The following is a 25,311-nucleotide window of genomic DNA, read 5'->3' as shown; positions in this document are numbered from 1 at the left end:
CGCTTCCTCTACTTATCCCAGCGCATCAGAGAGCGGACCACGAGAAACAGCAGGGCAGAGACTCCGGTGAGGTAGAGGCACCCCAGTGCGGCATCTCCCCAGGTGCCCACATCGACCAGCGGCATAGTGACAGCTTCACGCGTGTGATAAATCGGGGTGTAGGGCGCGATGGTCTGAAGCCAGTCGGGCAGGCCCTCCTCGGGCATCATCGCTCCCCCTGCATACCCCAACGGAATCACGATGAGGACTGCGACCATCGAGACCGCAGCCATCGAGGGGACTAGGATGCCGATGAGCACGCCTAAGAAGAAGAACATCAAATAGCCCAGTACGACCGGGATCAGAGCTGCTGGAGCCGTTATGGCCGGGGTCATTCCCAGCCAGGGAGTGACACCGATGATGACCAGCAGCACGGCTTGGGCGATGGCAAACATCACCCCGACGGCGGCTTGGGAGAGCAGGATGGTCCCAGTGGAGATGGGGAAGGCCCGCAATACCCGAATCATGCCGTTCTCTTTCCACAGGGCAAGATGGGAAGCTCCGGCGAAGATGCCGACGAAGGCTGTGCCGAAGGCGACGACGTTGGAGCTCACCTCGTTGACGGAGTCCCCGCCCGAGGAAGAAGGCATATCACCGAAAGAAAGGACCAGGGCGATGAGCAGCCCGGCAGGTACCAGGAACGTGAAGATGAGCGTCGGGGCGTCTCGCAGATCACAGACCAGCAGCACCTTTGACATAGCGCGGAAGCGTTTCATGCTACATAGTCCTTTCCGGTCAGCTGCAGGTAGACGTCCTCGAGCCGGCCATTGTGTACCTGGGCAGATCCGGTGTCGATGCCCGCGGCCGAGAGTGCGGCGAAGGCAGCGGCCGTATCCGGTGTGCGGACCTCGACGCCGTCGTCGGTGACTCGCACCGAGGTGATGCCCGAGAGGCCCTCGATGGCATCAGCCTGGTGCAGTGCGGCCGGTAGCAGGATGGTGGCTCCCAGATCCGCTTCAGCAATGAGCCGGGAAGGGCTGCCAGTGCGCTGGATCTTGCCGTCGTCGATGATCGAGACTGTGTCGCAGAGCCGCTCGGCCTCATCGAGGTAGTGGGTGGTGTAGACCGTGGTCATGCCTAAGACGTCGGCAGACTGCAGCAGGGCAACCAAGTTCTGCCGGGCTGCTGGGTCCAGGCCCGCGGTGGGCTCATCGAGGAAGACAACATCGGGCCGATGGACCAGTGCGGAGGCGACGGCGAGCCGTTGCCGTTCACCCCCTGAGAGGTTCTCCACTTTGGTCTTCGCCGCGGCTGTGAGATCCAGAGCCTCGACGAGGGTGCCCACCGACGAGCGGGAGGCTCCGAAGATATCGGCTACTGCCTGCAGATGTTCGATAAGCCGGGTCTTGGTGAAGAACGCTGTCTTCTGCGGCTGGATCCCGACCCGTGCCAGGAGTTCGGGGCGCCGTGGGTGGGGGGTCTGTCCGAGGAGGGAAACACGCCCTGAGGTGGGCTGGCGAAAACCCAGAACAGTGTCGAAGAGTGTGGTCTTACCGGCCCCATTGGGGCCGATGACACCGTGGAAACTCCCCTGCTCTACACGCAGGTCGAGTCCCTTCAGTATGTGTTTCTGTTTGATCGTTACGGCGAGATTCTCGACGTCGACCGCCAGTGCTTCTGGCATGCGCTACAGTTATCCTTTCCTGCAGGGGAGACGGCGTGCGGGCCGAAACATCCGGCCCGCACGCCGGTTATTCACAGATCGTCTCACGCGGTGGCGCAGGACGAGGTCGAGGTGCAGCACGAAGTGCAGGACGAGGAGCAGGAGGACGAGCTCGAGGAGGAGCAGGTCGACCCGAAGGCCATCTCCGAGTAGTCCACGTAGTCCTTGACCTCGAAGGTCTCAGTCTCGAAGGAATCGAGCTCTGCTGCCAGGTTAGCGAGATTCGACATGATTAATCCCTTTCGGAGATTACCGAATGACTATTTCTTGAAGTGCTCGTCTTACGCGGTGGCGCAGGACGAGGTCGACGAGCAGCAGGAGGAGCAGGACGAGGAGCAGGAGGACGAGCTCGAGGAGGAGCAGGTCGACCCGAAGGCCATCTCCGAGTAGTCCACGTAGTCCTTGACCTCGAAGGTCTCAGTCTCGAAGGAATCGAGCTCTGCTGCGAGATTAGCGAGATTCGACATGTTCTTTCCTTTCTATTCTGGGTTTGCCCAACCGCGGTCGCGGATTAGGCCAGTACGAGCCATGTAGCCCATACTGCTGCTAGCACCCACGCCAAGAGCGTGAGCACCAGCAAGATCGGGTAGACGCGCACCAACACCCGGGTACGCGTTGGCAAGGCCGCCGGTAGAGGGTTCTTCCCGCTGAGAGTCCGGAAGGCCACCTGTTGGATCTGGTCGGCCCCGGCCCAGGTCTCCAGCAGCCGGCTCCCATCAGTGTTCGGGAAGAAAGCCAGACCCAGAGCCAGTACTACGGTCTCCAGGCAGACCGAGAGTGCGGCTAGTTGATGTAGCCATGACCCAGGTTCGCTGAGCTGCCAAACTGCCACCGGAACCAGCGCCAGAGCGGCGGATACGGCCGGCCCAGCAGCGATGATCTGGGCTTTCTTACCCCGCGGGAGCAACGACAAGCCCGAGAGATGCGAATTGGGCAGCGGGATAATCCCGAACCGGGTGACTCCGAGGAACGGCCGACGTCCGCCGTGCCGGTGGAACGTGCCGGCATGGGCGTTTTCATGCAGCAGGGTGACGACGGTATGCCAGAGGATGGCTAGGGCCGCACTGGCTGCGAGAAGCCCCCAGTGGGGGTCAGTGAAGAGTTCCTCCCAGGCGGCGGCAACGCTGAGGCCAAGTCCCATTGCCCCCAGAACCCCGAGGAGCATCAGTACCGTGAACATCGCAGGATGGCCAAGCCACCCGAGGTGCCGCCAGAGGGTGAAAAGACCACCGGCAGAACCCCGTGCCACGGCGGAGTCCTCCAGAGTCGAAGGAGCCTCTTTCTTGCCAGCGTCCACATGGGACAGGCCCTGATCAGTTGTGAAAGGACGCTCAACGATGCCGTACATAGCGAATTTGTTGAGCAGCTGGAACAGCTTCTGTATGGGCACCTCGACGTCATCGGCGGCCAGGGCTTCCTGGAGTGCGACGACGTCGCGCTCACCGTCCATCGCCTCAAGCAGCATGCGCTCAATGAGGCCTATGGTGATGATGCGTTCTTCGCCGGTCTGGGAGACGTCAGTGACCATGGCGGTGCCGGTCCAGCGTGCCGGGCCGATGACGAGATCCTCAGTCGGACGCGGTGTCCATTGCATAGCAGGTAGGGTAACAGGGGAGTCAGTCATCATCAGTTTCCTGCGGTTGCAGCGCGGCGACGATCTGATAGGCCAGGAAAGCCTCGTCTGCCACCGAAACCATCATCCGGTTGTTGGTCATGTGAATGAAGGAGTGACAAAGGGACCAGGCTGCCTCATGAGGGGTCTTAGCGGCTCGGTAACCATCGGTGTATTCGAAGTACAGCGGCCCGTCCTCATAGGCTGCGTCAATCGCCTCCCGCACCGTGAGGCAGACCTCCGCCCAGTTCTTCAGCACCGGCGGCAGATCCTCGAGCCGTCCGTGCCCCAGTGCGCGCAGCTGCGGGATTACCAGCTGGCTGATGGCCTTGGTCGTTGACGCGTGTTCTCTGCGACCCTCCGGGGTCCCGTAGGCCGGGTTCGTGTCATAACCGTCCACCCAACGGTGGTGGTAGGCCACGAAGAAGTCTCTGACCGTATCGAGGTCACGGAGCATGCATGCTGCGGTCAACGCCGTCATCTGGGTGGCGATGCCCAGCAGAATGGTGCGCACCCCGAGGTTTCCCAGCTTCATGAGGTCGACTACCTGGGCGGTGGAACGGACGAAGAACCACTCGGATATCATCATTCCGCGCTCGCCACCGTAGCGGGCCCACTCGGGTTCGTACTCGCGGATCTGGATCGAGTTGTTCTCAGCGAAGATCGGTTCGCCATCCTCGGTGAAGTACTTCGGGCGGTCCGCCTCGGTGAACTCACCGATGAAGAGCTGGTTGTAGAAATCGTTGTCGGACAGCTCGGTCATCGGGTGCAATGAGGGATGCTCGGCCAAGTACTCGCGCACCGGTCCCAGCACGGCATTGTCCACTGCTTCGAGGCCCACGCTGTCTGGGACTCGTACACGCAGTCGGACATGGGAGCCCTGGAGCCAGTAGTTGATGTAGAAGTACTCGGTGATGAGCTTCTCTTCGGTGAGTCGTTCGGCCAGCGGAATGATGCAGTCCGAGAGAAGCACCAGCGGGGAGCCGCCGTAGTAGACGTGGTAGGCCCTCCAGCTGTGGGTGTCGCGAAGCTGGGTTTCGTTGCTGAGGCAGAGAGTATGTGATGTCGATGTTGTCATGAGTTGTCTTTCGTCAGGCTGATTCCAACCATGGATTCGCTGGCGCGGTCTGTCTGGTCCACTGTGGCGGTGCCCTCACCGGGTAGCGGCAGGGCCTCGGCCACCTCGATATACGTTGAAGCGTCGGCGTCGCAGGTGCTGTTGTGCAGGATGCTGAAGCACAGAGCCAGGGAAGCATCGTGGTAGGCGGGCTTGTGGCGTTTGTCCGAGTCGTCAAGAATCCGCACAAAGGACTTCTGCGGAAGCCCGGTGCTCATCCAGAACTGTGTCCATTCGGCGAAACCGCCTGCGGTGAGCGGATTCGTCCGGGGTAAGTCCACAGCCGCCACAATTGCCCGAGCCCGGGCGATGACGATCCTTCCCAGCCGGATACGGGGGGAGGCGAGAACAGTTCCAGGCTCCGGCCGGCTCTCCACGGTGTCGGCAGGTTTGCGGGAGAAATTCCCGGTCGGGCCGAACAATGAGAGCACCTGATGGTGCCGGGGAGTGGCTGCCGGGACGAGGTAGCCGGGATAGATGGGGTGGACGATGGCGTCATCGTTGTCCACCAGGACCAGCCGTTTTTGGTCAGCCGCGTACCGAACCGAGAGGTCACCGACCTCGATCTGGCGCTCGCTGCGCGACCCCGGCGGATCCCCGGGGACCACGATCTCTGCCTCCACCAGGGGCCGGTGGGCGTTGAGATTGGTGAACAGCGCGCCACCAGCAACCTCAGCCAGCACCACACCTGCCTGGGCCGCGGTTTCTTCGACGTCGGCGGTGTAGCGCCGGGGGTCCTCGACCTCATGGCTGAACCGTGAGACGGGGAAGCCAATGCCGCCGAAGCTGTCGTTGAGCAGCACATCACCGTGGTCAGTCTCCTGCAACAGTACGTTGATGTGGCGGAAAGGTGGCGAGGAAAGGGGCACCTCTTCGGCGATTCCTTCGAACTCTGCGGTGAGATCCACCTCGTTCTCGAACAGCAAGGTCTGCGTTCCCAGGGGGGACTGTTCGGTTTGAGCTGTCAGGATCTCGGATAGCCTGCGTCGCCCAGCAACCCAACGCCATGCCTCTCCCCAGGTCAGCCAGGGGTCGCTGGGCAGTTCGGCATCCCCGACACGGGTGAGGTCATAACCTTCGAAGGAATCGAGCAGCTCCAGCTGGAACCCGGTGAGGAAACCACTGACATCCGGGCAGGTACCCTCCGGGCCCCAGCGGTGGAGGAAATAGCCGATCATCAGGGCGTGCTTGAGGTTAGCGTCATCCTGGAGGTCGATCAGCATGGTTAACAGGTCGAAAGGAATGCCCTCGATGTTCACCGGGGGCGCGGTGACCTGCTCAGCCGGGACCAGCACATCCTCATAGACCACTGAGCGGGGTAGCTGCCCATCGATGCCGGCCTCCTCGTAGGCGGCGGCCACAAGTTCCTGCAGGGACTGCAGCTCGTTGACCCGGTCTTCAGCCGAGTGCAGGTCGGAGAACGCCCCGGCACGGTCACAGTACGCGGCCAGGGTCGTGGCCAAGTCCTCGTTGTTGTCACTGAGACGGGCCACTGAGGCACGTGCGTCCTCGATGCCGTGGGGGTGACAGGTCAAAGCGGGGACATCGAGGAAGCCCAGCCGCAGGAGGTTCGCCAGCATCTGCCGGCTCCGTTCAGCTGAGAGGTCTCCGGCTTCTGCCAGGGAATGGGTCAGCTCGCCGAAGGTCATGCCCTCGGTGAGGAGTTCTGCGACGGTGGTGGTCAGATTGCGCTGGCCGATGGTGACCACCGACTCAACACAGGCGGCGTAGTCGTCCCGGGAGTCGATGTCTTTGAAGGACCAGCGTGTGCGTTCGACTTCGACCCCGTCATCGGTGGCAGTGACATAGGGGCTGATGGTCACGTCGAGATTCTCCAGCAGCTCGGGTTCGGTCCCCAGGACATTGAGCACCCGGGCGATCGGATAGATCGACCAGCGAGAGCTCTGCTGTGCCTCGAATTGGGTCTGCTCAGCCTCGCACCTTTCGGAGCTGGCAAGAGAGACTGGCCCCAGGGTGGAGAAGGGCGAGGTTTTCGCCGCCGCCCTGAGTACGTAGGAGAGCAGGGAGCGTTCAGTTTTTCGATCCTTCTTATCCACCCGTCCTTCTGCGATATGCCCGGCAAAGCGGCGGATGGAGGGGACCAGGCTAGGGGCGGCGATGGCGACTCCAGCCAGGAGTTCGTCGTCGTCGATATAGGTGGCAAGGCGCTGGCGTTCAGCCATCAGCCATGAATCGAACTCATCGAAGAGCTGTTCTTCAGCGCGTACTGTGGTGCGCAGCCGCTGCATGTGCTCTCCGAGTGTGGATTCGACCTCGTCACGGAACCCCTCCAGAGAGTTGATTCCCGACAGGGCAGCGGCATAGTTCGAGTTGAAGAGGTCCCGCCGGATCTTGACCAGTTTCTTACGGTCTGGGTCTTGGGCGTCCAAGGTGCCGATCAAGGCATGGAGGGCCTGGCTGATCTCATCCTGGCTGCCAGTTAGGGCCTGCCGGGCTTCGCAGAGCTGTCCGTACCAGGTTGCCGCCTGTTCGCCGGGCAGGCTGGCAGCGGCGTCGACGTCGAGCCCTCCGAGCCGGATCTGGCGGTAAGAATCAAGACGGGCCGCAGTCATGCGAGGTCCTCCAGAATCGTAGTGAGGGTGGTTGTGGTGGCGCTGAAACGGCCACATTTTTCGTCATCGACGCCGGTCATCATCATCAGCAGCGGAGTCATCCGCTCAGCCTCCAGTCCCGCATGGTGGGCGTGTTTGAGCGCGTCGAAGCCCAGGGCGGTCCCGGTGCTGATGCCGTGGCGGACAGCCTGAACTGACATCGCTTGGCACATCGCGCCGACGATGGCGTTGATGTAGCGGTATCCCCGGACTCCCCAAAGCTGGGTGGCTTCGAAGACGTTGGCACAGAGGATGACAGTGGCCGCGGCGCGATGGCCGTCATAGTTCCTCAAGAAATAGGTGGAGGCCAGGAAGTCATTCTGTGGCCCCTCCACCAGTAAGGTCAGGGGGTCTTGCTGATGCTGGCCGCCCCGGTAGGAGTAGAGGCCGGGGGTGAGCCCGTCGACGGCGGTGACGTAGACCAGGAACTCCCAGCGGGCACCCGGCCCGGTGGTGAAGAGGTCTCCGACTGTGTCGGCTCGCTGCAGCATCGTCCTGAGAGCTTCGGCAGGGACGGGGGCTCCGGTGAACCGCCCGAAGCTCGACTCCCGGTGCAGGAGGCTTCCCAGCCAGTCGTGGGGGCGGTCGGTTGTATCTAACTCGGCGACTGCGGAGGGGGTCGGGAACTCTTGGGGTCGCTGGGGTTGCGAGGACATCTCTCGCTGGAGTGCTTTGGTGGTCAGGAAGGTTCTGGTAGACGCTTCGGGACCGGTGAGGCGCTGAGGCAACTGCCGGGGCGGGGTGGGCGCCGGTTGCGAGGGGCGGGAGCTGCCCCATGCTTGGACGGCATAGACCCCATCCTCGTCCGGGTTGAGGCCGAGGAGGTCAGACAACGAGGTTTCTGCGACCCACATATCCCAGGAGGAGGAAAGCCCCGAACCCATGATCTCGATAAGCGTCCCTGCAACAGTGCCCAGATCCATGGCCGTGGCTTGATAGGCGAAGTCGTTGTACTTGAAGCCGCTGCGCCAGTAGTTGATGGTTGTCAGCAGATAGCGCTGGGCGGTATGGTCATGTCCCTGGGCGTCAGCCACGGCGTCGGTGTAATCACCCGGGGCCAGCAGCTCCCATGCGTGGTGCAGGATTGAGTAGTGGTAGATCCCTGCCGGAAGCCCTATCTTGGGCTCTAGGTGTGGTTCTGCACTGTGCGCTGCTGCAGCCGCATCGCCAGACTCCACCAGATAGACATCACCGCAGTAACGGCCCCCGCCCGAGGCGGTGGTCCGTCCCCATTTCGCGGAATCGGCCTGGGAATAGACGGTGTGACCGTCGTTGAGGTTGACCGACAGTCGCTGGGCAACGATTCCAAGAGCGATGTGGAGGGCCTCTGCCAGCGCCTGCGGGGTCGGGTGCACCGTCTCTGCCAATAGGGTGGAATCCGGCCCGGGCAGCGGCATTGTATAGGTGGTGCTGGAGGGGTAGACCGCATGGGTGAACGGCTGCCGGGACCAATCGACTTCCCAGTCATCAATGAGCATCCCGTCGGTGGCACGGCGGTAGATCAGGGAGGCATAGCTCTGTGCTGCCTGCCCTTGGGGCATCTTTGTCCAGTCGTCTAGCAGGGGCATCGGTCCTCCTAGGGAAAAGGGTGGGGGACGATGTAGGGGGCGAACTCAGTGCTGTAGCCATGGCCAGCATTGAATTTCTTAGCGACCTGAGCCAGGCGTGGCATCCGCAGGGCGCGTTGGTAGGAGAACCCGAAATCAATCGGGATGAGACCGGGGACCACCACTTTCCAGCAGCGTGCCCCGACGGCATCAGCCAGCGGAGTCTGGGCGCGAACCGCGATCGGCTCAAGCTCTGCTGCCCGGCAAGCGTCCAGAGTCTGAGCGAGATCAGCGGCTACCGAGGTTCCGCTGCCCGGGCGAGACAGGGCGTCAAGGTCGGTCAGCCGGTGGTTACTGTCCAGCCAGGGGGCAAGTAGCGGGCGCGCCCCGGGGTGAGCGAACATATCAGCATGGTCTTCCATACTGCGCACTCGCGAATAGTCGTTGAGCATGGTGGCCAGCTCGTCTTCGCGCTCGCGTCGGTGCTGAGCGACAACCTGGAAATCTGAGGCCACTTCGACCAGTGCCGAATGCAAGGCTTTCTCGGCGTTTGGGTGGGAGCCGGCCCCCACGCAGGCAGAGCCACCGGGCTCAGTACATACGGCGATGACAGTGGGGACCTCCACCCCGATTGTGGCGTTGAAGAATCGGACCTCTTGTCCACACAGTGCCATGCGGTCCAGGAGCACCCGGCTGAGGGGGTCGGTCACGGAGTCGGCCCGGATTTCATCCAGCGCCAAACCCCCGTACCAAGCAGCCAGGAAGGCATCGCGTTCAATTGCCTCCAACAACCCGAACAACAGAGCTTCCTGGTCACTGCCGCCGATGGCACAGCCATTGGAGGAGTCCTGGACCCAGCGGTGTTCATCGAGCTGTGGGTGGTAATAGACCAGACGTGTAGGCAGAGCAACCTCTTCTCCGGTGAGAAGGGATTCTCCGGTGCTCCAAGAACGGACCTCCGGGTGGGGGATGAGCCAGTCCTCATTAGCGAGCCCGAACCTCTCGGGACCGATTCTGCGTGCGCCTTCTGGAACCGCCGCGTAGAGGTTATCCCCCGGGGATTCTGCACCGAGGCGTTCAATCCCTTCCAGGATGCCAATACGTGTGGCCTCCGCATAGACCGTACGATGCCCACCCCAGGGGCGGACGAAGTGCCCATTCTCGGAGGCCTTGATCATAAATCCGGAAGACTTTGCGGTGACCAGGCTGGTGACGTCGATGTCGATGTCGGCACCAAGCGCCCCGAAGACCGGGCCTACAAAATCTTCCTCGGCGGCTGCGCCGGCGAAGAAGTCTTGGAGACGCTGGGCGCGATAGGAATCTGCCTCCGGCTCCGGAACGGCGCGGGAGATCTCCTCACAACCGGGAAGCGTTCCTACCGGCAGGCTGGTCAGATGGTGACGGTGAAGGGCGAGTCCCGTGGGGACAGAGCATTGGGCAGCTTCAGCCATGACACCAGGGAGGAAGGGGTTCGGGACGCCGTCGCTGACTCTGTGGATCTCCCGGGACCCGGTGCGCAGCAGAAACTCATCCATCTCGAGCATGCGCTGTAATGCGCAATTGGGGCGGGCGCGGCTTGGCCATGCGAGGTACCGGTAACCTTCCAGGCAGTCGCCGGCTTGCATCAGGCGGCCCTCCACGTAGCCTCGACGACGCAGAGATTGAGTGAATCAGCGAGTTCATTGGGGAGCCTGCGAACCTCGAAGAAGACCGCTTCTCGGGTGCCTGTCCCCAGGAATCGCTCCGGGTTGCCGTGACCGAGGGGCACATCGGCTTGTCTGGCTCCCAACACTTCGACCGCTGCAGTGATGAGCGCTTCTGACAGTTCAGGGGCGGCCGTTACGGCCCATCGGTTGTGGTCGTAGGCCAGCCCGACATGCCACCCTCCATGCTCACCGAGGTCTGTATACTTCATCTCGGGTGCCGTGCTGCGGATGAAATGTCCTGCCCGACTCTCTGCGAAGAGTTCACATTCCTTACCCGCAGCACGATCACTGGAGAGCGCTTTTGCGCAGGCAGCCGAGCGCACGGCACGCAGCGCAGCCTGCTCTGGGTCACGGTCGACTCCGAGGAAAGAAGGCGAGACGGTGGTCGGGGGAAGGATGGTGCTGAAGTAGTTTTCGTAGGCACGGCAGAGCGTTTCGATACGGGCGTCTGCAGTGGTCCACAATGAGGCACCGTGAACAGTGCTGCCTTTGGATGTGAGTGAGCTGACCTTCACCGGCACTTGTTCCAGCTCGAGGTCAGTGAACTCTTCGGCCGGTAATGTCATGGGGTCTACCAACTTCGCCCAGGCGGCGTCGTACTCCTCGGCTCTGGAGGAGGCGATGTCCAAGGGTTGAGAGGCAGGCGCGGGTGTTTCTTTGCGCTGGGGCTCTCCCCATTCAGGGCTGGGGGCAACGGGGTGAGTGGTGGTCTCCCCAGTAAGTCCGTTGAGCACCAAAACCTTATCCGCAGTTTCGGGACGAATTGCTCCGGTCAGACCTTTGAAGATCTCATAGGCCAGCAGGGCCCCGAACATGCGCTGGATAGGTTCGGCCATCACTCGTTCATCTACCGCAGCAGAGTGCTCAAGTAACTCTCTGGCGGCTGCTGCTGGCCCCTGGTGAGGATCACTGAGACCAAGGCTTGCCGCTGCGTCCAGCCAGGTGAAGGAGCTCAGGTCGGGCCAAGGGCGTGTCAGGGCTCGGAGTTGATTCTCATACCCGGTCACGGCCAATACGAGGTGCTCCTCGAGGTTCTCCAGGAGGTGCAGGGTCTCGGGTGCGAGAACAATGAGGTCGACGTCTTGACCGAACGGCTCCTCACGGTTGGTGAGGCCCATGGGTGCACTCGGGTGCGTGGACACTCCCCTGGCGCCGTTGTCTCTCAAGTTGGTTACCAAGGAAACGGTAAACGGAGAATCGCCGAGAACAAGTATTTTTGCGCTTGAAAAAGTCGAGAAAGACGCGTGAGGGGTGTCGGTGAACTGGGCCAGGTAGGCGATTTGGTCTGAGTTCTCCGAGCGTTCTCGCTCTGGTAATACCTCGAAGTCGGTTGCTGGTATCCATCGGATGAAACCGTGGTCTGTCAGCGGTTTAAGAAAACGCTCGATGATCGGCCAGCGGTCACCAGTTGCGTTCTTGATGTCCTGGAGAGAGTGGCTTCCGTCGAGGAAGGGGTGGATTGTGCGAAAGAGTCGATAGGCAGAGGATCCAGTGATTTCAAAGCCTGTGGATGCATTCGCCAGTTGTAGACCCGACCCGGTGTCTGTAAAAAAGGTGTCGCGTCGCAACCAGGGGTGGTCAGTAGAAGAATGCATCTTTGCCAAGTGTCTATCCCTCCGTCATACATAAAAGTTCTGTGCGCAAAATGGCACATGACGACGAATTAGTTGTTCCGCTCCAAATAAAAGTGCTACTGCCGTTCTCAGTAACCATATGACCGTATCAGGGCAAAGGTTAACGCGAGCTTTACAGCACAGAGATGTTACGGGGCTATTCACCGTTGAGCGTGGAGCCCTTGTTGGTGGGGGATCCTGCGGCGTCGGCGTGTCTGCCTGACGCTGGTGCCTAGGATACGTGATTGGTAGTTCCTCTGGTTGCGGAACCCGCGGCCGGTGCGCTTGATCTGCTTGATCCCGGTGTTCGCCGACTCGGTCCTGGCGTTGGTGACTTGGGTGCGGACGAAGACTTTGATCTCGGTCCACCACTTCGCCACCGTGGCGGCGAGTTTATCGGTCTCGGCCATGTCAGCGGCGGCCACGGCCATTTCGAAGTCGATCCGGGCGTTCTGGGCTGCCGGGATGTCCCTGGCGGCCAGCATGGCCCGCAGGCGCTCCTTGACCGCCCAGGCAGCTGCGACCTGCTCGTAGTCCTCATCATCGAGGACTTGCTCTAACCGGTGGAGTCCGGCGTCGGTGAGTCGATCGCCTGCCCGGAGTAGCAGCATCCGGTGAGCCCACACCGAGTCTTCTTTGCGGCCCCGCCGACCCAAGACCTCGCGGGTGACTCGTTGGCGGACCTCGGTGAGCATCTGATTACCCAGGCGGACTACGTGCCAGTGATCAACGCTGATCTCCACCGCCGGCAGCACCTGGCGCACCGCGTTGCGGAACGCGGAAGCGGGGTCGATCGCCACGACCTCCAGCTGGTCCAGCCAGGCTTGGGAGCGTTGGTTCAGCCAGCGGGTGATGTTCGCGCTGGAGCGGCCATCGACGACGCCGAGGATGTGGCCGGTGTCGGCGTCGACGAAGGTCGACATCCACGGTTCGACCCGGCACCACTGAGCAGTCTCGGGGTGCTTGAACCACTTAGCGCGGGCGAAGCGGTGCTCATCAATCCCGAGTGCTCGTACCGGCACCATGTCCGGGGCAGGGATGGTGAGGGCATCGGCAGTGACGGCGGTGTTGATCGTTGCCCACCCAAGCCGGTAGTGGGCGCAGGTTCGCCAGATCGGCATCCCCTCATCCAGCACTGCTTCGACGGCGGCTGCCTTCAACCGGGCGGTGCACCGGGCACGGAAAGGAAGCTGGTCGGTGACCTGGGTGAAGGTCCGCCGAGCACAGGCGGCCTCGGCGCAGAGGAACCGGGGTTTGATGATCACCAGTTCGATGTCTTTGCCGCCGACGCCGAGGTCTTTGACCCTCTGGCGGGTGCGCTGATGCACCCGAGTCGAGACCACCCCGCAGTCAGGGCAGGCCGCCTCGACGCTGTTGGCAACGGCGCTGACCCGCCGGCCGCCCAGCGGCAGATCACAGGCTGCGAGCACCTGGTAACCGTCCAGGTTGAACACCACCGAGGTCGGATCCCGAACTGCGTCAATGACGCTGCTGGCAGTGGGCAGGGACAGGTGTGGGCCCGTAGGCTGGAACATGGCTCGCGTCCTTCGGTAGACGATGTGATTCTTCGCAGAACCCATCATCCAACAAGGGCGCGAGCCCCTTGACTCACGACACCTCCACGCTCAACCGCGAATGGCCGGTTTGATGGAGACCTGTTTTATTGGATTTCCACCAGCTGGTTGGCGCCGGTGGTCTCAGCATAGAACAGCTGCTCGAACTCCGCCGGAGGGCGGTCTTCGAGGTAGCCGTGCAGGCGGGCAGTGTTATGCCAGTGGACCCACCCGAGAGTGGCCAGCTCCACGTCTTCAACGGTCTTCCACGGCCCTTTCTGGGAGCGGGCGGGGCCACGGATCAGCTCGGCTTTGTAGTAGCCGTTGACAGTCTCAGCCAGGGCATTGTCATAGCTGTCGGCCACGGACCCGATTGAGGGCACTGCGCCGATCTCGGCCAATCGTTCTCCGTATCGAATACTTGTGAATTGAGATCCTGCATCGCTGTGACAGCGCAGCTGTTCATGCTTGGGGCCTCGGGCCCAGCGGGCCATCTCGATTGCATCCAGCACGGTCTCAGTGCGCATATTCGAAGCGACCCGCCAGCCCACGATCATCCGGCTGAAGGCATCGATGATGAAACACACATAGGCGATACCTGCCCAGGTGGGCACGAAGGTCAGATCGGTGACCCACAGCCGGTTCGGAGCATCAGCGCTGAAGCGGCGTTTGACCAAGTCAGGATGCCGCGGCGCAGAGGCGTCGGGTTTCGTGGTGCGGACCTTCTTCCGGCGCTGCACACCCTCCAAGCCGGCGATCTTCATGAGCCTGGCCGTCTGATCCCGACCAATGTCCAGGCCTGCCCGTTGGGCGGCCTTCCACAGCTTCCTCACCCCGTAGACCCCGTAGTTCTGCGCATGGATAGCCACCAGCTGTGGGACCAAGTGCCTGTCCCGCAGCGTAGGAGCTGAGGGGGCACGGTTCTTCGCTGCGTAGTAGGTGCTGGCAGCCACCTGTATCCCTGCTTCCCGCAGGATCTTGCAGATGGACTCGACTCCCAGCCGCCGCCCGGCGACAACCGCGTCTTTATGCGCGTCGATGAAGGTGACTAGATCTTGTGCTGGCGGTCGAGTTCCGCGCCGAAGAAAGACGCCGCACGCTTGAGGATCTCATTAGCCCGGCGCAGCTCACGGTTCTCCTGCTCCAAAGCCTTCTCCCGCTCAGTCTGCTCGGTAGTGGTCCCCGCCACCTGGCCGGTGTCGATCTCAGCCTGCCGGACCCATTTACGCACTGACTCAACACCGAATCCCAGCTGATCCGCTACCCGCTTGACCGAACCGTTCTTAGTTCCTAACTCTTCACGCAGCTGGAGGACCATCCGCACTGCTGCTTCCTTCTCCTGCTGTGAGTACCGCCGCGTAGAAGCGACTCCGGGATTCTTCTGCTCTGGCATGACTCCATGATCCTTTCCAAGCAATGGAGTCTCCATCAAACCCAGGGCGCTTCACGCCGAGGACGTGGACGCCCTAAAGTCTTCCCTGACTGCCTCGGAGTGGCGGCGGCTCATCCTGTGCGAGTGGGCCGAGGGAGACGACGCCCTGACCACCCCCGAGGACGTAGACGCCTGTATCCGCCCCGGAGCTGCCACCCTCCCAGCCCGCAAGGGCACCGAGTACGTGGCCGCGCTGGACATCGGCACCCGCCGTGACCTCACCGCACTGGTAGTCGGCCACGCCGAGACCAGGGACGCCGGGCGCGTAGTGGTCATTGACCGGGTGCTCTCATGGAAGCCCGAGCCAGGCCAGCGCGTGGACCTGACTGAGGTGGAAGCCGCCGCCCGGCGCATCTGCAAGGGATACCGCGCCCGGCTGCGCTTTGACCGGATGCAAGCCGAGCAACTGACCGGCAACCTCACCCGGTCTGGCCTCCGAACCGATGAGTACATCTTCAGCGCCGCCGGAGCCTTACGGCTTGCCCGCTCCCTGGCAACGGCACTGCGTGACCGCGCCCTTGAACTGCCAGACGATGAGGAGACCCGCCGGGAGTTCATCACCACCCGCCTGGTAGAGACCGGCCCCGGCACGGTGAAGCTTCAGAATCCGCCCGGCGCTCACGACGACATCGTGACTGCCGTGGGCATGGTGGTCACCGACCTCATGGCCCGCCCCGAGACGGGCCGGGGCAGTGTGATGGTCCCACAGGGCCGGATGGTCAAGCGTGACCTCTCCGCCCTCGGCCCCCGTGCTGCTCGCAGTGCTGCCCACCCTCCGCGTCCGATCCGTCAGAATGCAGCGGCTGCTCTGCTGCGCGGTCCTCGGATGCAGCGCCGGGGATAGGGGGGGCAGATGTCAGAGCGAGGGAGTGCCCGTCGGGGTGCTTTACCCCAGGTTGGATAGGAGGGTAGCGACCCTCTCTCGCTCGGTCGTACCGAGCCCTTGAAGGGGAAGAGGGAGGCAGTTACGTGGGGCCAGTTCCAGGTGCTCAGCAAGGGCGGCAGTTACCCGCAGACTGCCGTACTCGCTGAACAGGTCCCATAAGGGGCTCAGTCGCTGAGCCTCGCCTAGGGCCTGGGTAGTGTTCCCTTGGATGACCGCCTGGACCATCCGCATCGCGGGTTCGGGCAAGGTCCCGCCGATGACCGAGTACCAGGCATCGGCACCTGCGACGAGGCCGGTAACTGCGGTGGGATCGCCAGAGACTCCGATGGTGACATGTTCGGGGACCGCAGCGCGGACCTCTTGGATTCGTTGCTGTGCCAGATCGAGGTCATCCGGTACCGGTGGAATCTTGATGGAGGCAACAGCGGGTAGTTCGGCGATACGGCCATATAGGTCGGAAGTGAAAGTGAATCGCGTCGTGCCGGGGTTGTCGTAGACGATCAATGGCACAGACGCGTTTACCGCGACTGCGGAGAAGAGTTGGTAGACCTCCTCATCAGTCAAGGGTTGGTAGCTGACCGGAGCCAGTAGCAGGCCTTGAGCCCCGGCTTGCTGGGCTGCCTCGACGTGAGCAAGCACTTGGGAAGTGCGCAGTGCCCCGACCCCGGCGAAGACCGGTGTGCCTTCTGCGTGTTCTACTGCCAGGCGGATAACCCGGGCGCGTTCGGCGGCGGTGAGATACGCATAGGAGCCGGTGGACCCTAGCGCGGTGATGGAGTCCACCCCTGCCGATACCAGGCGTTGGGTCAACTTGATGAAGGAATGCTCATCAACGACATCGTGAGCTAACGGGGTGAGCGGGAAGGCACTGATTCCGGTGAACATAAGGCTACTCCTGGTTTCTACGGTTTCTCGGCTGGGATGGGGATGGGTCCGGTGGTTACCGGTGGTCGGTCGCGGCGTCCTCCGCGTTGCGCGGCGGCTCCGGCTAGGACGACCAGTGCGATCCCGACGTACTGAAACAGGGTGGGCATCTGAGCCAGGATGATCAGTCCCAGTAGCAGTGCTGCGGCGGGTTCCAAGGCCATGAGCGTGCCGAAGGCGGTCGCAGTCATCCGACGAAGAGCTGCCAGTTCCAGCACGAACTGGACCACTGGGGCCAGTGACGCCAGTCCGAGGGCGATCAGAACAACCCGTAGGTCGATGTGCCCGGCGGCTTGGGGTACTCCGATCGTCCCGGCAGTGACTGCTGCCACGGGCAGGGTGATCGAGAGAACCCCTGCCCCGGTGAAACGATCTCCGACCAGTTGCAGCAACACGATGTAGGCTCCCCAGCCGATGCCTGCCAGCAGGGCGAAGAAGACTCCTGCCAGGTTGATTTCTCCCTTCCATGGCTCTGTTAGGACTACCACTCCGATCAGTGCGAGCACCGGCCAGGCCATCGCCCGCAGACTTCCGCTGCGCACCGCTGCCACGGTCAGCGGGCCCAAGAACTCGATAGCCACGGCAGTCCCCAGCGGGATTCGTTCGATCGCGGCTAAAAAGGCCACAGTGGTCATCCCCATGGCCGCACCGAGCCCCAATAGGACAGGAACGTCTCTGCGGCGTACTGAGCGCAACGGTGGCGGCGCGAGCAGGATCATCAGCAAAGTACCCATGCTCAGGCGCAGCCATGCTGAGCCGCCAGGGCCGACCATCTCGATCAGCGGTACAGACAGCGCAGAAGCCAGTTGGATCGCGAAGATCGCCACGATCGCTAGTAACCATGGAGGACCAGGGATAGTGATCAGATGGCGTGCAATCATCCAGTCACCCCGCATCGTCAGCTGATAGGAGGCGGCGCGTCGACTGCAGGCCAGGGCTAAATGCACTGAGGTGGGTGATCAGATCATCGGTAGCCGCGTGCAGGTCCTCACCGGTCAGCGGGTCGAGACCGTCGAGGATGAACAGCGCCGCTGTAGTGTCGTCCTTCAGCTGGGTCCGGGTTCCTTGCCGCCAGTTCCACCGCCGACAGGTCACTCCTGCCTCGTCACACCACGCGACCTCACCCGGCTTAGGATGCTCGACCACAGGTTCCCCGCCAGCAACGGTGTTGAACGCTTCATCCCCACTGGCTCGGACTAGCCGTGGCGCCCCCTGATAGGCATCCAGGTTCTCACCGCCCAAAGGGACGCGGTGAAGGACCGAGACCGCGTTATATATGTCGGTGAGGCGGTTGATCCTGGGCAGTCCGGCTTCAGCTCTGCGGATCAGGGCCTCGGCGCTGTTGAGGATGCGTTTCGGCTTCGCTCCGAAGGCGCGGAACGCTTCGTGCCACGAGGCGATATGAGGCAGTTCCTCCACCGGACTCTCTGCCTGCAGTGTGCGGACGGACTCTTCTGCCCTCCTCAACAGGTCTTCACTGGCCTCATCACTGGGTCCCGGTGCCAGTCTCTCGACCACCACCAGAAGAGCACGGTAATCAGGACGTAGCTCGAAGACAGCGTCATCAATCCACGCTTTCGAGAGCAAACGCGAGTAAGCGGTGAAGTCACCCATGAGATTCCTCCTGATGGAAGCCCGATGAACCACCAGGCTCGTAGACGGTCAGCGAAAACCGAGCGGATTCCCCCTCTGCATGCGCATAGGAATGGGGGACATCGCCCGGGAAGGACAGGGCGTCGCCCGCTTTGGCTCTATGAGGTTCTCCATCGACCTCAACTACCAGAGGCCCGGCATGAACGTGCAGCAACTCACGGGTGCCTGGGGTATGAGCCTCGCTGCTGTGCGACTCACCAGGCCTCAGAGTCCACTCCCACAGCTCTACAACGCCCGGAGACTCGGTGTGTGCGACCAGCACGCCGCGGCCACCGTGCTCACCCTTCCAAAGCACAGTGCCTGCGCCCGCAGGGGTCAGTTTCACCTTCGGGGAGGGTGGCTCCACCAGCGCCGGGAGTCCCACACCAAGTGCCTCGCTCAGTTTCAGCAACGTGCTCAGGCTGGGATTCGCGGCACCCTGTTCAATGTTGATGAGCATCCGCCGGCTAACGCCGGAGGAATCACTGAGCTGATCAAGCGTCCAGTTCCGATCCAGCCTCTGTCCTCTGACTCTGGTTCCGATCGCTTCAGCTATGGGGTCACTGTGTTGCACCATAAGTGCATCCTAATGCACATCGGGTGCATTGCTCGAGCTCCACTGCCGAAAGTGGATGGTTCCAACATGTCCCAGGAAGTGTCACAAAGGGCGTCATATGAGGTTCTCAGAGACCGCATCAGATCGGTGAGCGTGTCGAGAGAACCGCATGAAACCAGGGGAGAACGGATGAAACACCAGGTCAGGCGCAGATTGAGGTGCTAGTCCTCGCATAAGAGGGTAGGGGTTCAAGTCCCCTTCCGCGCACAGGTCGAGAGGCCCGGTCCCATACGGAGACGTATGGGGCCGGGCCTCTTTCGTATCCTCCCTCTGGAGACTCCGTCTCCTCGGTAGGGTGGAGCTATGACCGCATCTGAACTGAATCCCGCCGAGCAGGCGGCCGCCGACGTCGTCGACTTCTGCCGTGACCTCATCCGGTTCGACACGCAGAACTGGGGCAACGGGACCTCCAGCGGAGAGCGCGACGCCGCCGAGTACTGCGCCGCGATCCTCCGCCGAGCAGGTCTGGAGCCCCAGCTCTTCGAATCTGCGCCGGGGCGCACGTCAGTGGTCGCCCGTTGGAAGGGGACCGGCCCCCAGGGCGGCGGTCCCGACCGCGGTGCCCTCGTGGTCCACGGCCACCTGGATGTGGTCCCCGCCCAGGCTGAGGACTGGCAGGTGGAGCCCTTCGCCGCTGAGCTCCGCGACGGGCTCATCTGGGGCCGTGGGGCAGTGGATATGAAGGACATGGACGCCATGATCCTGGCCTCGGTCCTGCAGCTCACCCGCGAAGGGTTCCAGCCCGAGCGTGACATCATCCTGGCCTTCTTCGCCGATGAGGAGGACAACGGGACCTACGGCGCCGGATGGATGGTCCGTGAGCACCCCGAGGTCTTCGAGGGTGCCACGGAGGCGATCAGTGAAGTGGGCGGCTTCTCCGCAGACATCGCGGGTCAGCGTGCCTATCTCATCCAGACCGGCGAGAAGGGGATCCACTGGACCAAGATGATCGCCGAGGGCACGGCCGGTCACGGATCCGCAGTCCAGAGCGACAACCCGGTGGTCACTCTGGGCGCAGCTGTGGCACGCATCGGAGAGCACACATGGCCCGTCGAATACACCAAGACCACCCGTGCGCTCATGGAGCAGCTCTCCGAGCTGACCGGGATCCCCTTCGACGAGGAGGATCCTTCGGCGCTTCTGGAGGCCACCGGCTCCACGTCCAAGTTCATCGCGGCCACGCTGCAGAACACCTCCAATCCCACTGCGCTCGAGGCCGGCTATAAGCACAATGTGGTACCCGGCTCGGCCGAGGCTCTGGTGGATGCTCGCACTCTGCCCGAGCAGGACGAGAAGGTCGCCGCCAAGCTCGCCGAACTGGCCGGGGAGAAGGTCCGCTTCGAGCTGATGAACGGCGGCCCCTCGCTGGAGGTGCCCTTCTCCGGGGCACTGGTGGAGCAGATGGTGGCCTCGCTGCGTGCTGAGGATCCCGACGCTGTGGTGCTTCCCTACATGCTCGGCGGCGGCACCGACAACAAGCACCTGGCTTCGCTGGGGATCTCCGGCTACGGTTTCGCTCCGCTGCGCCTGCCGGCTGAGCTGGACTTCACCGGAATGTTCCACGGCGTGGACGAGCGCGTGCCGGTGGATGCCCTGACCTTCGGGGTCACCGTGCTGCACCGGTTCCTGTCGGCTCAGTGAGCGTCTGAGGCGTGGAGGGCGCTGGTCACAGCGTCTTCCTCACCTTCATGATGCGTCGGCGCAGCCAGTATTTGCGCATCCCGCCGCCGTAGATCCGGCTGCGGCGCAGCTCCCATTTGCCGTATTCGGCGTGCTCGGCCAGCTGCCGGCGCACTTCGTTGAGCGATTCATGCGGCTGGCACGTGACGACCACGTATTCCCAATCGGGGCCCGCTCGGCCGCCGGTGGTCCAGCGGTCGGAGACGGCATGGGGGAGCGGAGGGAGCTGCTGGGCCATCAGCGGGATGTCCTTCCGGGCCGGGGCCGAGGGGGCGGCAGGCGACGTGCCGCTTAGCAGGCCACCATAGCGCCGGAGGATATTTTCGCCAAGGCCTTACCGTGTTGGATCGGTGTTGATACGGTGACCCTATGAACATGGACCCTCGCGTCGCGCTCAACGCGCTGACCACCGCGCTCGAAGAGCACCTCTCAGCCTCTGTGAACCGGCGCGGCGAAGAGGACCCTGCTGTGGAGTCCGCCTTCTACAGTGTGGCCGACGCCTTCGAGGCCTATGAGGACGCCCTGTTCGCCGCCACCGGCGAGGTCACTCCGCTGGACCTCTATGACGAGGAGGGCGACGCCGACGACCTCCTCGACGATGAGGAGGACGAGGAGGACGAGGCTCTGCCCGAGGAGGAGGACCTCCTCGACGAAGACGAGGACGAGCAATAGACATCACCCTCTGAGGTGACCGGCTTCCCCAGTTCGATGGTCTAAGCTCGCTGACGTGCAGTGGATCGAAGCAATCATCCTGGGGCTCGTTCAGGGCCTCACCGAGTTCCTCCCCGTCTCCTCCTCCGCGCATCTGCGCATCGTGGGCGAGTTCCTGCCCGGAGCGGCGGACCCCGGCGCGGCCTTCACCGCCATCACACAGCTGGGCACCGAGACGGCCGTCCTGGTCTTCTTCTGGCGCGACATCGTACGCATCCTGAAGGCCTGGTTCGCCGCCGTGGCGGGTCGGCTCCCACATTCGGACCCCGATGTGCGGATGGGGTGGCTGATCATCATCGGCACGCTGCCGATCGTAGTCCTGGGCCTGTTCTTCGAAGAGATGATCGACACCGTCTTCCGGACCCTGTGGCTGACCGCCACCATGCTGGTCGTCTTCGCCGTGCTGCTGGCCTTCGCCGATGCGTATGGGCGGCAGCGCAAGCCGCTGGAGGAGCTGAACGTCCGCGACGGCATTCTCTTCGGCTTCGCCCAGGCTCTGGCACTGATCCCTGGGGTCTCTCGCTCGGGTGGGACGATCACCGCGGGACTGCTGATGGGCTACACACGCGAGGCCGCGGCCCGCTATTCCTTCCTGCTGGCCATCCCCGCCGTCTTCGGCTCCGGGTTCTATAAGCTCATCGGCGCCCTGGGCGAGCAGTCGGGGCCCTACACGATGGGGCAGACCTTCGTGGCCACAGCGGTGGGCTTCGTCGTCGCCTACTTCATCATCGGATGGTTCCTGAAGTACGTCTCCACCAACAGCTACACGCTCTTCGTCAACTACCGGATCTTCCTGGGGCTCTTCGTCTACATCATGCTCGGGGCGGGAATCATCAGCGCCTGAGCGCTGTTGGCGAGTGGATGGTGTCTCCCCAGGTGAAAGGACCGACTGCGTGAAATCGTGGACCTCCCCGGACGTTCCTGTCCTCCCGGCTCTGCCCCAGACCCTCCAGCTGCATGACACGTCCCGGGACGAGCTGGTCGGCGTCGTTGCACGCGAGGGCCTGGGCTCCCTCTATGTCTGCGGGATCACCCCCTATGACGCCACGCATCTCGGCCATGCCAACACCTACGTCCAGTTCGATCTGCTGGTGCGCTACTGGCGGGCCTGCGGGCTGGAGGTGAACTACGTGCAGAACGTCACAGACATCGATGATCCGCTGCTGGAGCGGGCCGAGGCCACCGGCGTGGATTGGCGTGAGCTCGCAGAGGAGCAGACCGATCTGTTCCGCCGTGACATGGACGCTCTGGAGATCATCGCTCCCAGCTCCTACCTGGGGGCCGTCGAGTTCATCCCCGCTGTGGTCGAGGATGTGGAGCGGCTGGTGGAGCTGGGTACCGGCTACCGCGTCCCGGCCCCGGACGCCGTCGAGGGGGAGGACATCTACTTCGACATCGTCGCCGCCGAGGCCAGCACCGACTGGCGCCTGGGCAGCATCGGCAACTTCGACCGGGCCACGATGGAGCAGCTCTTCCCCGAGCGCGGCGGGGACCCGGACCGTGCGGGCAAACGTGACCCGCTGGATCCTCTGCTCTGGCGGGCGCACCGTGAGGGGGAGCCGTCCTGGGACGGCAGCAGCCTCGGGGCGGGCCGTCCCGGCTGGCACATCGAATGCTCGGTCATCGCGCGGCGTCGTCTGCCCGCTCCGTTCACCGTCCAGGGCGGCGGCTCCGACCTGCGGTTCCCCCACCACGAGTTCAGCGCGGCCCACGCCACCGCCGCTGACGGAACGGCCCTGGCCGAGACCTACCTGCACAGCGGCATGGTCGGTCTCGAAGGCGAGAAGATGTCCAAGTCCAAGGGCAACCTGGTGCTCGTCTCCACTCTGCGCGCCGCCGGCGTCGACCCGCAGGCCATCCGTACGCTGCTGCTGACTCATCACTATGCCGAGGACTGGAGCTACACCGACGCCGAACTGACCGCCTCCGCGGACCGGCTCAGCCGGTGGAAGCAGGCCTGGGAGTCGACGCCCGACGTCGGCACCGAGACCGACGGCCAGCCCGAAGACCTGCAGTACGCTCTGCAGTCGGCGCTGTCGCAGAACCTCAATGCCCCCGCTGCGCTGGATCAGCTGGACATGTGGGCGGCCGGACACCTGGCCGCCGGAACCGGCCGGAGCCGAGTGCAGCAGGTGGTCCAGGCGCTGTTGGGCCTGGACCTCTCTCGCTGACCGACCTCCTCCGCCGGCCTCTCGCTACGGCTCAGGTGGTCTGCGCCGGCGCAGGTAGCGCTCGAACTCGTGGGCGATGGCCTCTCCGCTGGCCTCCGGCAGACTGGTGGTGTCTGTGGCCTCTTCCAGGCGTTTGACATAGTCGGCGATCTCGTCATCGTCCTGAGCGAGGTCGTCCACGCCGCGTTCCCACGCCTCTGCGTCCTCGGCGACCTCCTCCACGTCCAGTGTGAGGCCGAGGAGATCCTCCAGCTGGCGCATCAGGGCCAGCTGGGCTTTGGGAGAGGGAGCCTGTCCCACGTAGTGGGGCACCGCGGCCCACAGTGAGACCGCGGGGACGCCGGCGTGGAAGGCGGTGTGGGCCAGCACGCCCACGATGCCGGTGGGCCCCTCATAGGTGGGCTCGTCGATCTCCAGGATGTCCTGGAGGTGCTCATCCTCACTGGAGAGGGAAGCTGGGATCGGACGGCTGTGCGGCACATCGGCCAGCAGTGCGCCCACCAGGACCACTCCGGAGACGTGCTGCTCGGCCGCACGGGTCAGCAGGTCAGCGGTGAAGGCCTGCCAGCGGAAGCTGGGTTCCACACCCTGGACCAGCAGCAGTTCGAACTCGCCGGAGGGCGGCACAGCCCGGTAGAACTTCGTCGAGGGCCAGATCAGCTCGCGCTGGGATCCCGTGCCGGTCTTGCGGATCTTCGGGCGGGTGAACTGGTAGTCGTAGTAGTTCTCGTCCTCGAGACGCTCCAGCAGCTCAGCATCGAAGGTCTGGCTGAGTCCGCGCACAGCCGCCGTGGCCGCCCCGCCGGCGTCGTTCCACCCTTCGAAGGCCACCACCATGATGGTGGGCCGACCGCTCTCTGAGGAGGGGGAGCGCCGAGGGCGCAGGGCCGGCATGGCACCGGTGTCGTCGCGGCCGATATTGGTCCCCGCGGCGCGCAGATAGGCAGCCAGTCGAGCCGCCCGGTCGATGCCGGAGGGCAGTTGGTCCTCGGACTCGTTCTCCTCACTCACGTTTCTCACACTAGTCCGCTGCCGTTGGCTTGAGAAGCGTACGATGGTCTGCATGTCTTCTGCCCCCACCGCTCTGACCTCGACCTCCGCGTCTGCGCTCCAGGCCGTCTTCTGGGATATGGACGGCACGCTGGTGGACACCGAGCCGTATTGGATCGCCGCAGAATATGAACTGGTGGAGTCCTACGGCGGCACCTGGTCCGAGGAGCAGGCCCATCACCTGGTGGGACAGGCGCTGACCTACAGCGCCTCGATGCTGCAGCAGGCCGGTGTGCGGATGCAGAGCCAGGAGATCATCGACTGGCTGATCACGCGTGTGGCCGCTCGGGCCCGCGAGTCCATGCCGTGGCGTCCGGGCGCCCGCGAGCTGTTGGCCAGCGTGCATGAGGCCGGGGTGCGCAGCGCGCTGGTCACAATGAGCCACCGTCCTCTGGCCGAGGCGATCGTGGAGGCACTTCCCGCTGGCCAGATGGAGTTCATCGTCTCTGGTGACATGGTCAGCCGGGGCAAGCCGGATCCGGAGGCCTACCACCTGGCCTTCGAGACCATGGGAGCTGACCACCGGCAGCGCCGCGGCGAAGAGCTGAGCGCTTCGCGGTGCATCGCCATCGAAGACTCTGTGCCAGGGACCGCGGCCGCGGCCGCCTCCGGGCTGGTGACGGTGGCCGTGCCGCACTTCACCGAGCTGCCCGAGTCGGAGCGGTGGCACCTGCTGCCCACACTCGCCGGGGTGGACGTGCGCCAGCTCGAAGAGCTGCTCGCTGACCCGGTCCCGGCGGCCTAGCA

At 63.5% G+C, this 25,311-nt stretch carries 23 protein-coding genes; 6 read left to right on the top strand and 17 right to left on the bottom strand.

The window, feature by feature from the left end; translation table 11 throughout:
• Nucleotides 1–8 precede the first annotated feature (8 nt).
• The 11 genes from JOF45_RS06550 to JOF45_RS06500 form a co-directional block, all read right to left on the bottom strand.
• Nucleotides 9–737 carry an ABC transporter permease gene (locus JOF45_RS06550; RefSeq protein WP_210048641.1) on the bottom strand — a complete coding sequence of 243 codons (729 nt, stop codon included), beginning with the start codon at nucleotides 735–737 and terminating at the stop codon, nucleotides 9–11.
• 14 nt (nucleotides 738–751) lie between these two features.
• Nucleotides 752–1,663: an ABC transporter ATP-binding protein gene (locus tag JOF45_RS06545; RefSeq protein ID WP_210048640.1), complete on the bottom strand. Its 912-nt coding sequence runs from the start codon at nucleotides 1,661–1,663 to the stop codon at nucleotides 752–754.
• Nucleotides 1,664–1,983: 320 nt separating this feature from the next.
• On the bottom strand, nucleotides 1,984–2,169 hold the full coding sequence (locus JOF45_RS13745; protein ID WP_210048639.1) for a thiazolylpeptide-type bacteriocin: 186 nt from the start codon (nucleotides 2,167–2,169) through the stop codon (nucleotides 1,984–1,986).
• 44 nt (nucleotides 2,170–2,213) lie between these two features.
• Nucleotides 2,214–3,296 (bottom strand): hypothetical protein, encoded by a 1,083-nt coding sequence (locus JOF45_RS06535; RefSeq protein ID WP_210048638.1) that lies wholly within the window; start codon nucleotides 3,294–3,296, stop codon nucleotides 2,214–2,216.
• Between the two features lie 22 nt (nucleotides 3,297–3,318).
• Nucleotides 3,319–4,392 (bottom strand): lantibiotic dehydratase C-terminal domain-containing protein, encoded by a 1,074-nt coding sequence (locus JOF45_RS06530; protein ID WP_210048637.1) that lies wholly within the window; start codon nucleotides 4,390–4,392, stop codon nucleotides 3,319–3,321.
• On the bottom strand, nucleotides 4,389–7,004 hold the full coding sequence (locus JOF45_RS06525) for a lantibiotic dehydratase (protein WP_210048636.1): 2,616 nt from the start codon (nucleotides 7,002–7,004) through the stop codon (nucleotides 4,389–4,391). The genes JOF45_RS06530 and JOF45_RS06525 overlap by 4 nt, the downstream gene beginning before the upstream one ends.
• Entirely contained in the window at nucleotides 7,001–8,611 is a 1,611-nt protein-coding gene (locus tag JOF45_RS06520) for a nitroreductase family protein (RefSeq protein WP_210048634.1), read from the bottom strand. The genes JOF45_RS06525 and JOF45_RS06520 overlap by 4 nt, the downstream gene beginning before the upstream one ends.
• Before the next feature lie 8 nt (nucleotides 8,612–8,619).
• Nucleotides 8,620–10,134, bottom strand: a complete 1,515-nt coding sequence (locus tag JOF45_RS06515; protein WP_210048632.1) for a YcaO-like family protein — start codon at nucleotides 10,132–10,134, stop codon at nucleotides 8,620–8,622.
• An 80-nt stretch (nucleotides 10,135–10,214) separates the two neighbouring features.
• The gene (locus JOF45_RS06510; protein WP_210048630.1) at nucleotides 10,215–11,891 is read right to left on the bottom strand and encodes a hypothetical protein; all 1,677 of its coding nucleotides are present in this window, start codon (nucleotides 11,889–11,891) and stop codon (nucleotides 10,215–10,217) included.
• Between the two features lie 179 nt (nucleotides 11,892–12,070).
• Nucleotides 12,071–13,444, bottom strand: a complete 1,374-nt coding sequence (locus JOF45_RS06505; protein ID WP_245324163.1) for an ISL3 family transposase — start codon at nucleotides 13,442–13,444, stop codon at nucleotides 12,071–12,073.
• A 125-nt stretch (nucleotides 13,445–13,569) separates the two neighbouring features.
• Nucleotides 13,570–14,855 (bottom strand): IS3 family transposase gene (locus JOF45_RS06500; RefSeq protein ID WP_245324162.1). Its coding sequence is split into 2 segments (ribosomal slippage): nucleotides 13,570–14,552 and nucleotides 14,552–14,855, totalling 1,287 coding nucleotides; the frame shifts between segments, so codons are not numbered across the junction.
• A 64-nt stretch (nucleotides 14,856–14,919) separates the two neighbouring features.
• Between JOF45_RS06500 and JOF45_RS06495 the strand changes: the two genes are divergently transcribed.
• Nucleotides 14,920–15,738 (top strand): hypothetical protein, encoded by an 819-nt coding sequence (locus JOF45_RS06495; protein ID WP_210048627.1) that lies wholly within the window; start codon nucleotides 14,920–14,922, stop codon nucleotides 15,736–15,738.
• A gap of 42 nt (nucleotides 15,739–15,780) precedes the next feature.
• Here JOF45_RS06495 and JOF45_RS06490 read toward each other — a convergent pair whose 3' ends face one another.
• The 4 genes from JOF45_RS06490 to JOF45_RS06475 are packed head-to-tail and all read right to left on the bottom strand — an operon-like array spanning nucleotide 15,781 to nucleotide 18,913.
• Nucleotides 15,781–16,665, bottom strand: a complete 885-nt coding sequence (locus tag JOF45_RS06490; RefSeq protein ID WP_210048625.1) for a dihydrodipicolinate synthase family protein — start codon at nucleotides 16,663–16,665, stop codon at nucleotides 15,781–15,783.
• A 17-nt stretch (nucleotides 16,666–16,682) separates the two neighbouring features.
• Nucleotides 16,683–17,585, bottom strand: a complete 903-nt coding sequence (locus JOF45_RS06485) for an EamA family transporter (protein WP_210048623.1) — start codon at nucleotides 17,583–17,585, stop codon at nucleotides 16,683–16,685.
• Nucleotides 17,586–17,589: 4 nt separating this feature from the next.
• Nucleotides 17,590–18,318, bottom strand: a complete 729-nt coding sequence (locus JOF45_RS06480; RefSeq protein ID WP_210048621.1) for a B3/B4 domain-containing protein — start codon at nucleotides 18,316–18,318, stop codon at nucleotides 17,590–17,592.
• A complete protein-coding gene (locus JOF45_RS06475; RefSeq protein ID WP_210048619.1) occupies nucleotides 18,311–18,913 on the bottom strand; it encodes a helix-turn-helix domain-containing protein in 603 nt (200 codons plus the stop codon). The genes JOF45_RS06480 and JOF45_RS06475 overlap by 8 nt, the downstream gene beginning before the upstream one ends.
• Nucleotides 18,914–19,255: 342 nt before the next feature.
• On the opposite strand from JOF45_RS06475, the gene JOF45_RS06470 reads away from it, so the two are divergent.
• The gene (locus tag JOF45_RS06470) at nucleotides 19,256–20,593 is read left to right on the top strand and encodes a M20/M25/M40 family metallo-hydrolase (protein WP_210048617.1); all 1,338 of its coding nucleotides are present in this window, start codon (nucleotides 19,256–19,258) and stop codon (nucleotides 20,591–20,593) included.
• 25 nt (nucleotides 20,594–20,618) lie between these two features.
• Here JOF45_RS06470 and JOF45_RS06465 read toward each other — a convergent pair whose 3' ends face one another.
• Nucleotides 20,619–20,870: a DUF5703 family protein gene (locus tag JOF45_RS06465; RefSeq protein WP_210051490.1), complete on the bottom strand. Its 252-nt coding sequence runs from the start codon at nucleotides 20,868–20,870 to the stop codon at nucleotides 20,619–20,621.
• A gap of 131 nt (nucleotides 20,871–21,001) precedes the next feature.
• On the opposite strand from JOF45_RS06465, the gene JOF45_RS06460 reads away from it, so the two are divergent.
• Genes JOF45_RS06460 through mshC form a run of 3 tightly spaced genes read left to right on the top strand, consistent with a single transcriptional unit; the run spans nucleotide 21,002 to nucleotide 23,514 of the window.
• Nucleotides 21,002–21,304: a primosomal protein gene (locus tag JOF45_RS06460; protein ID WP_210048615.1), complete on the top strand. Its 303-nt coding sequence runs from the start codon at nucleotides 21,002–21,004 to the stop codon at nucleotides 21,302–21,304.
• Nucleotides 21,305–21,359: 55 nt separating this feature from the next.
• Nucleotides 21,360–22,187: an undecaprenyl-diphosphate phosphatase gene (locus tag JOF45_RS06455; RefSeq protein ID WP_210048614.1), complete on the top strand. Its 828-nt coding sequence runs from the start codon at nucleotides 21,360–21,362 to the stop codon at nucleotides 22,185–22,187.
• Nucleotides 22,188–22,236: 49 nt separating this feature from the next.
• Nucleotides 22,237–23,514 carry a cysteine--1-D-myo-inosityl 2-amino-2-deoxy-alpha-D-glucopyranoside ligase gene (mshC, locus tag JOF45_RS06450; protein ID WP_210048613.1) on the top strand — a complete coding sequence of 426 codons (1,278 nt, stop codon included), beginning with the start codon at nucleotides 22,237–22,239 and terminating at the stop codon, nucleotides 23,512–23,514.
• A gap of 24 nt (nucleotides 23,515–23,538) precedes the next feature.
• Here mshC and JOF45_RS06445 read toward each other — a convergent pair whose 3' ends face one another.
• Nucleotides 23,539–24,408 carry a PAC2 family protein gene (locus tag JOF45_RS06445; RefSeq protein ID WP_210051352.1) on the bottom strand — a complete coding sequence of 290 codons (870 nt, stop codon included), beginning with the start codon at nucleotides 24,406–24,408 and terminating at the stop codon, nucleotides 23,539–23,541.
• A 169-nt stretch (nucleotides 24,409–24,577) separates the two neighbouring features.
• Between JOF45_RS06445 and JOF45_RS06440 the strand changes: the two genes are divergently transcribed.
• Entirely contained in the window at nucleotides 24,578–25,309 is a 732-nt protein-coding gene (locus JOF45_RS06440; protein ID WP_210048612.1) for an HAD family hydrolase, read from the top strand.
• The last annotated feature ends 2 nt before the right edge of the window (nucleotides 25,310–25,311 follow it).

This window comes from Nesterenkonia lacusekhoensis (assembly GCF_017876395.1).
Lineage (GTDB): Bacteria > Actinomycetota > Actinomycetes > Actinomycetales > Micrococcaceae > Nesterenkonia > Nesterenkonia lacusekhoensis.
Note: the sequence above shows the minus strand (reverse complement) of the source record. Positions and strands in the feature narration are given on the sequence as shown.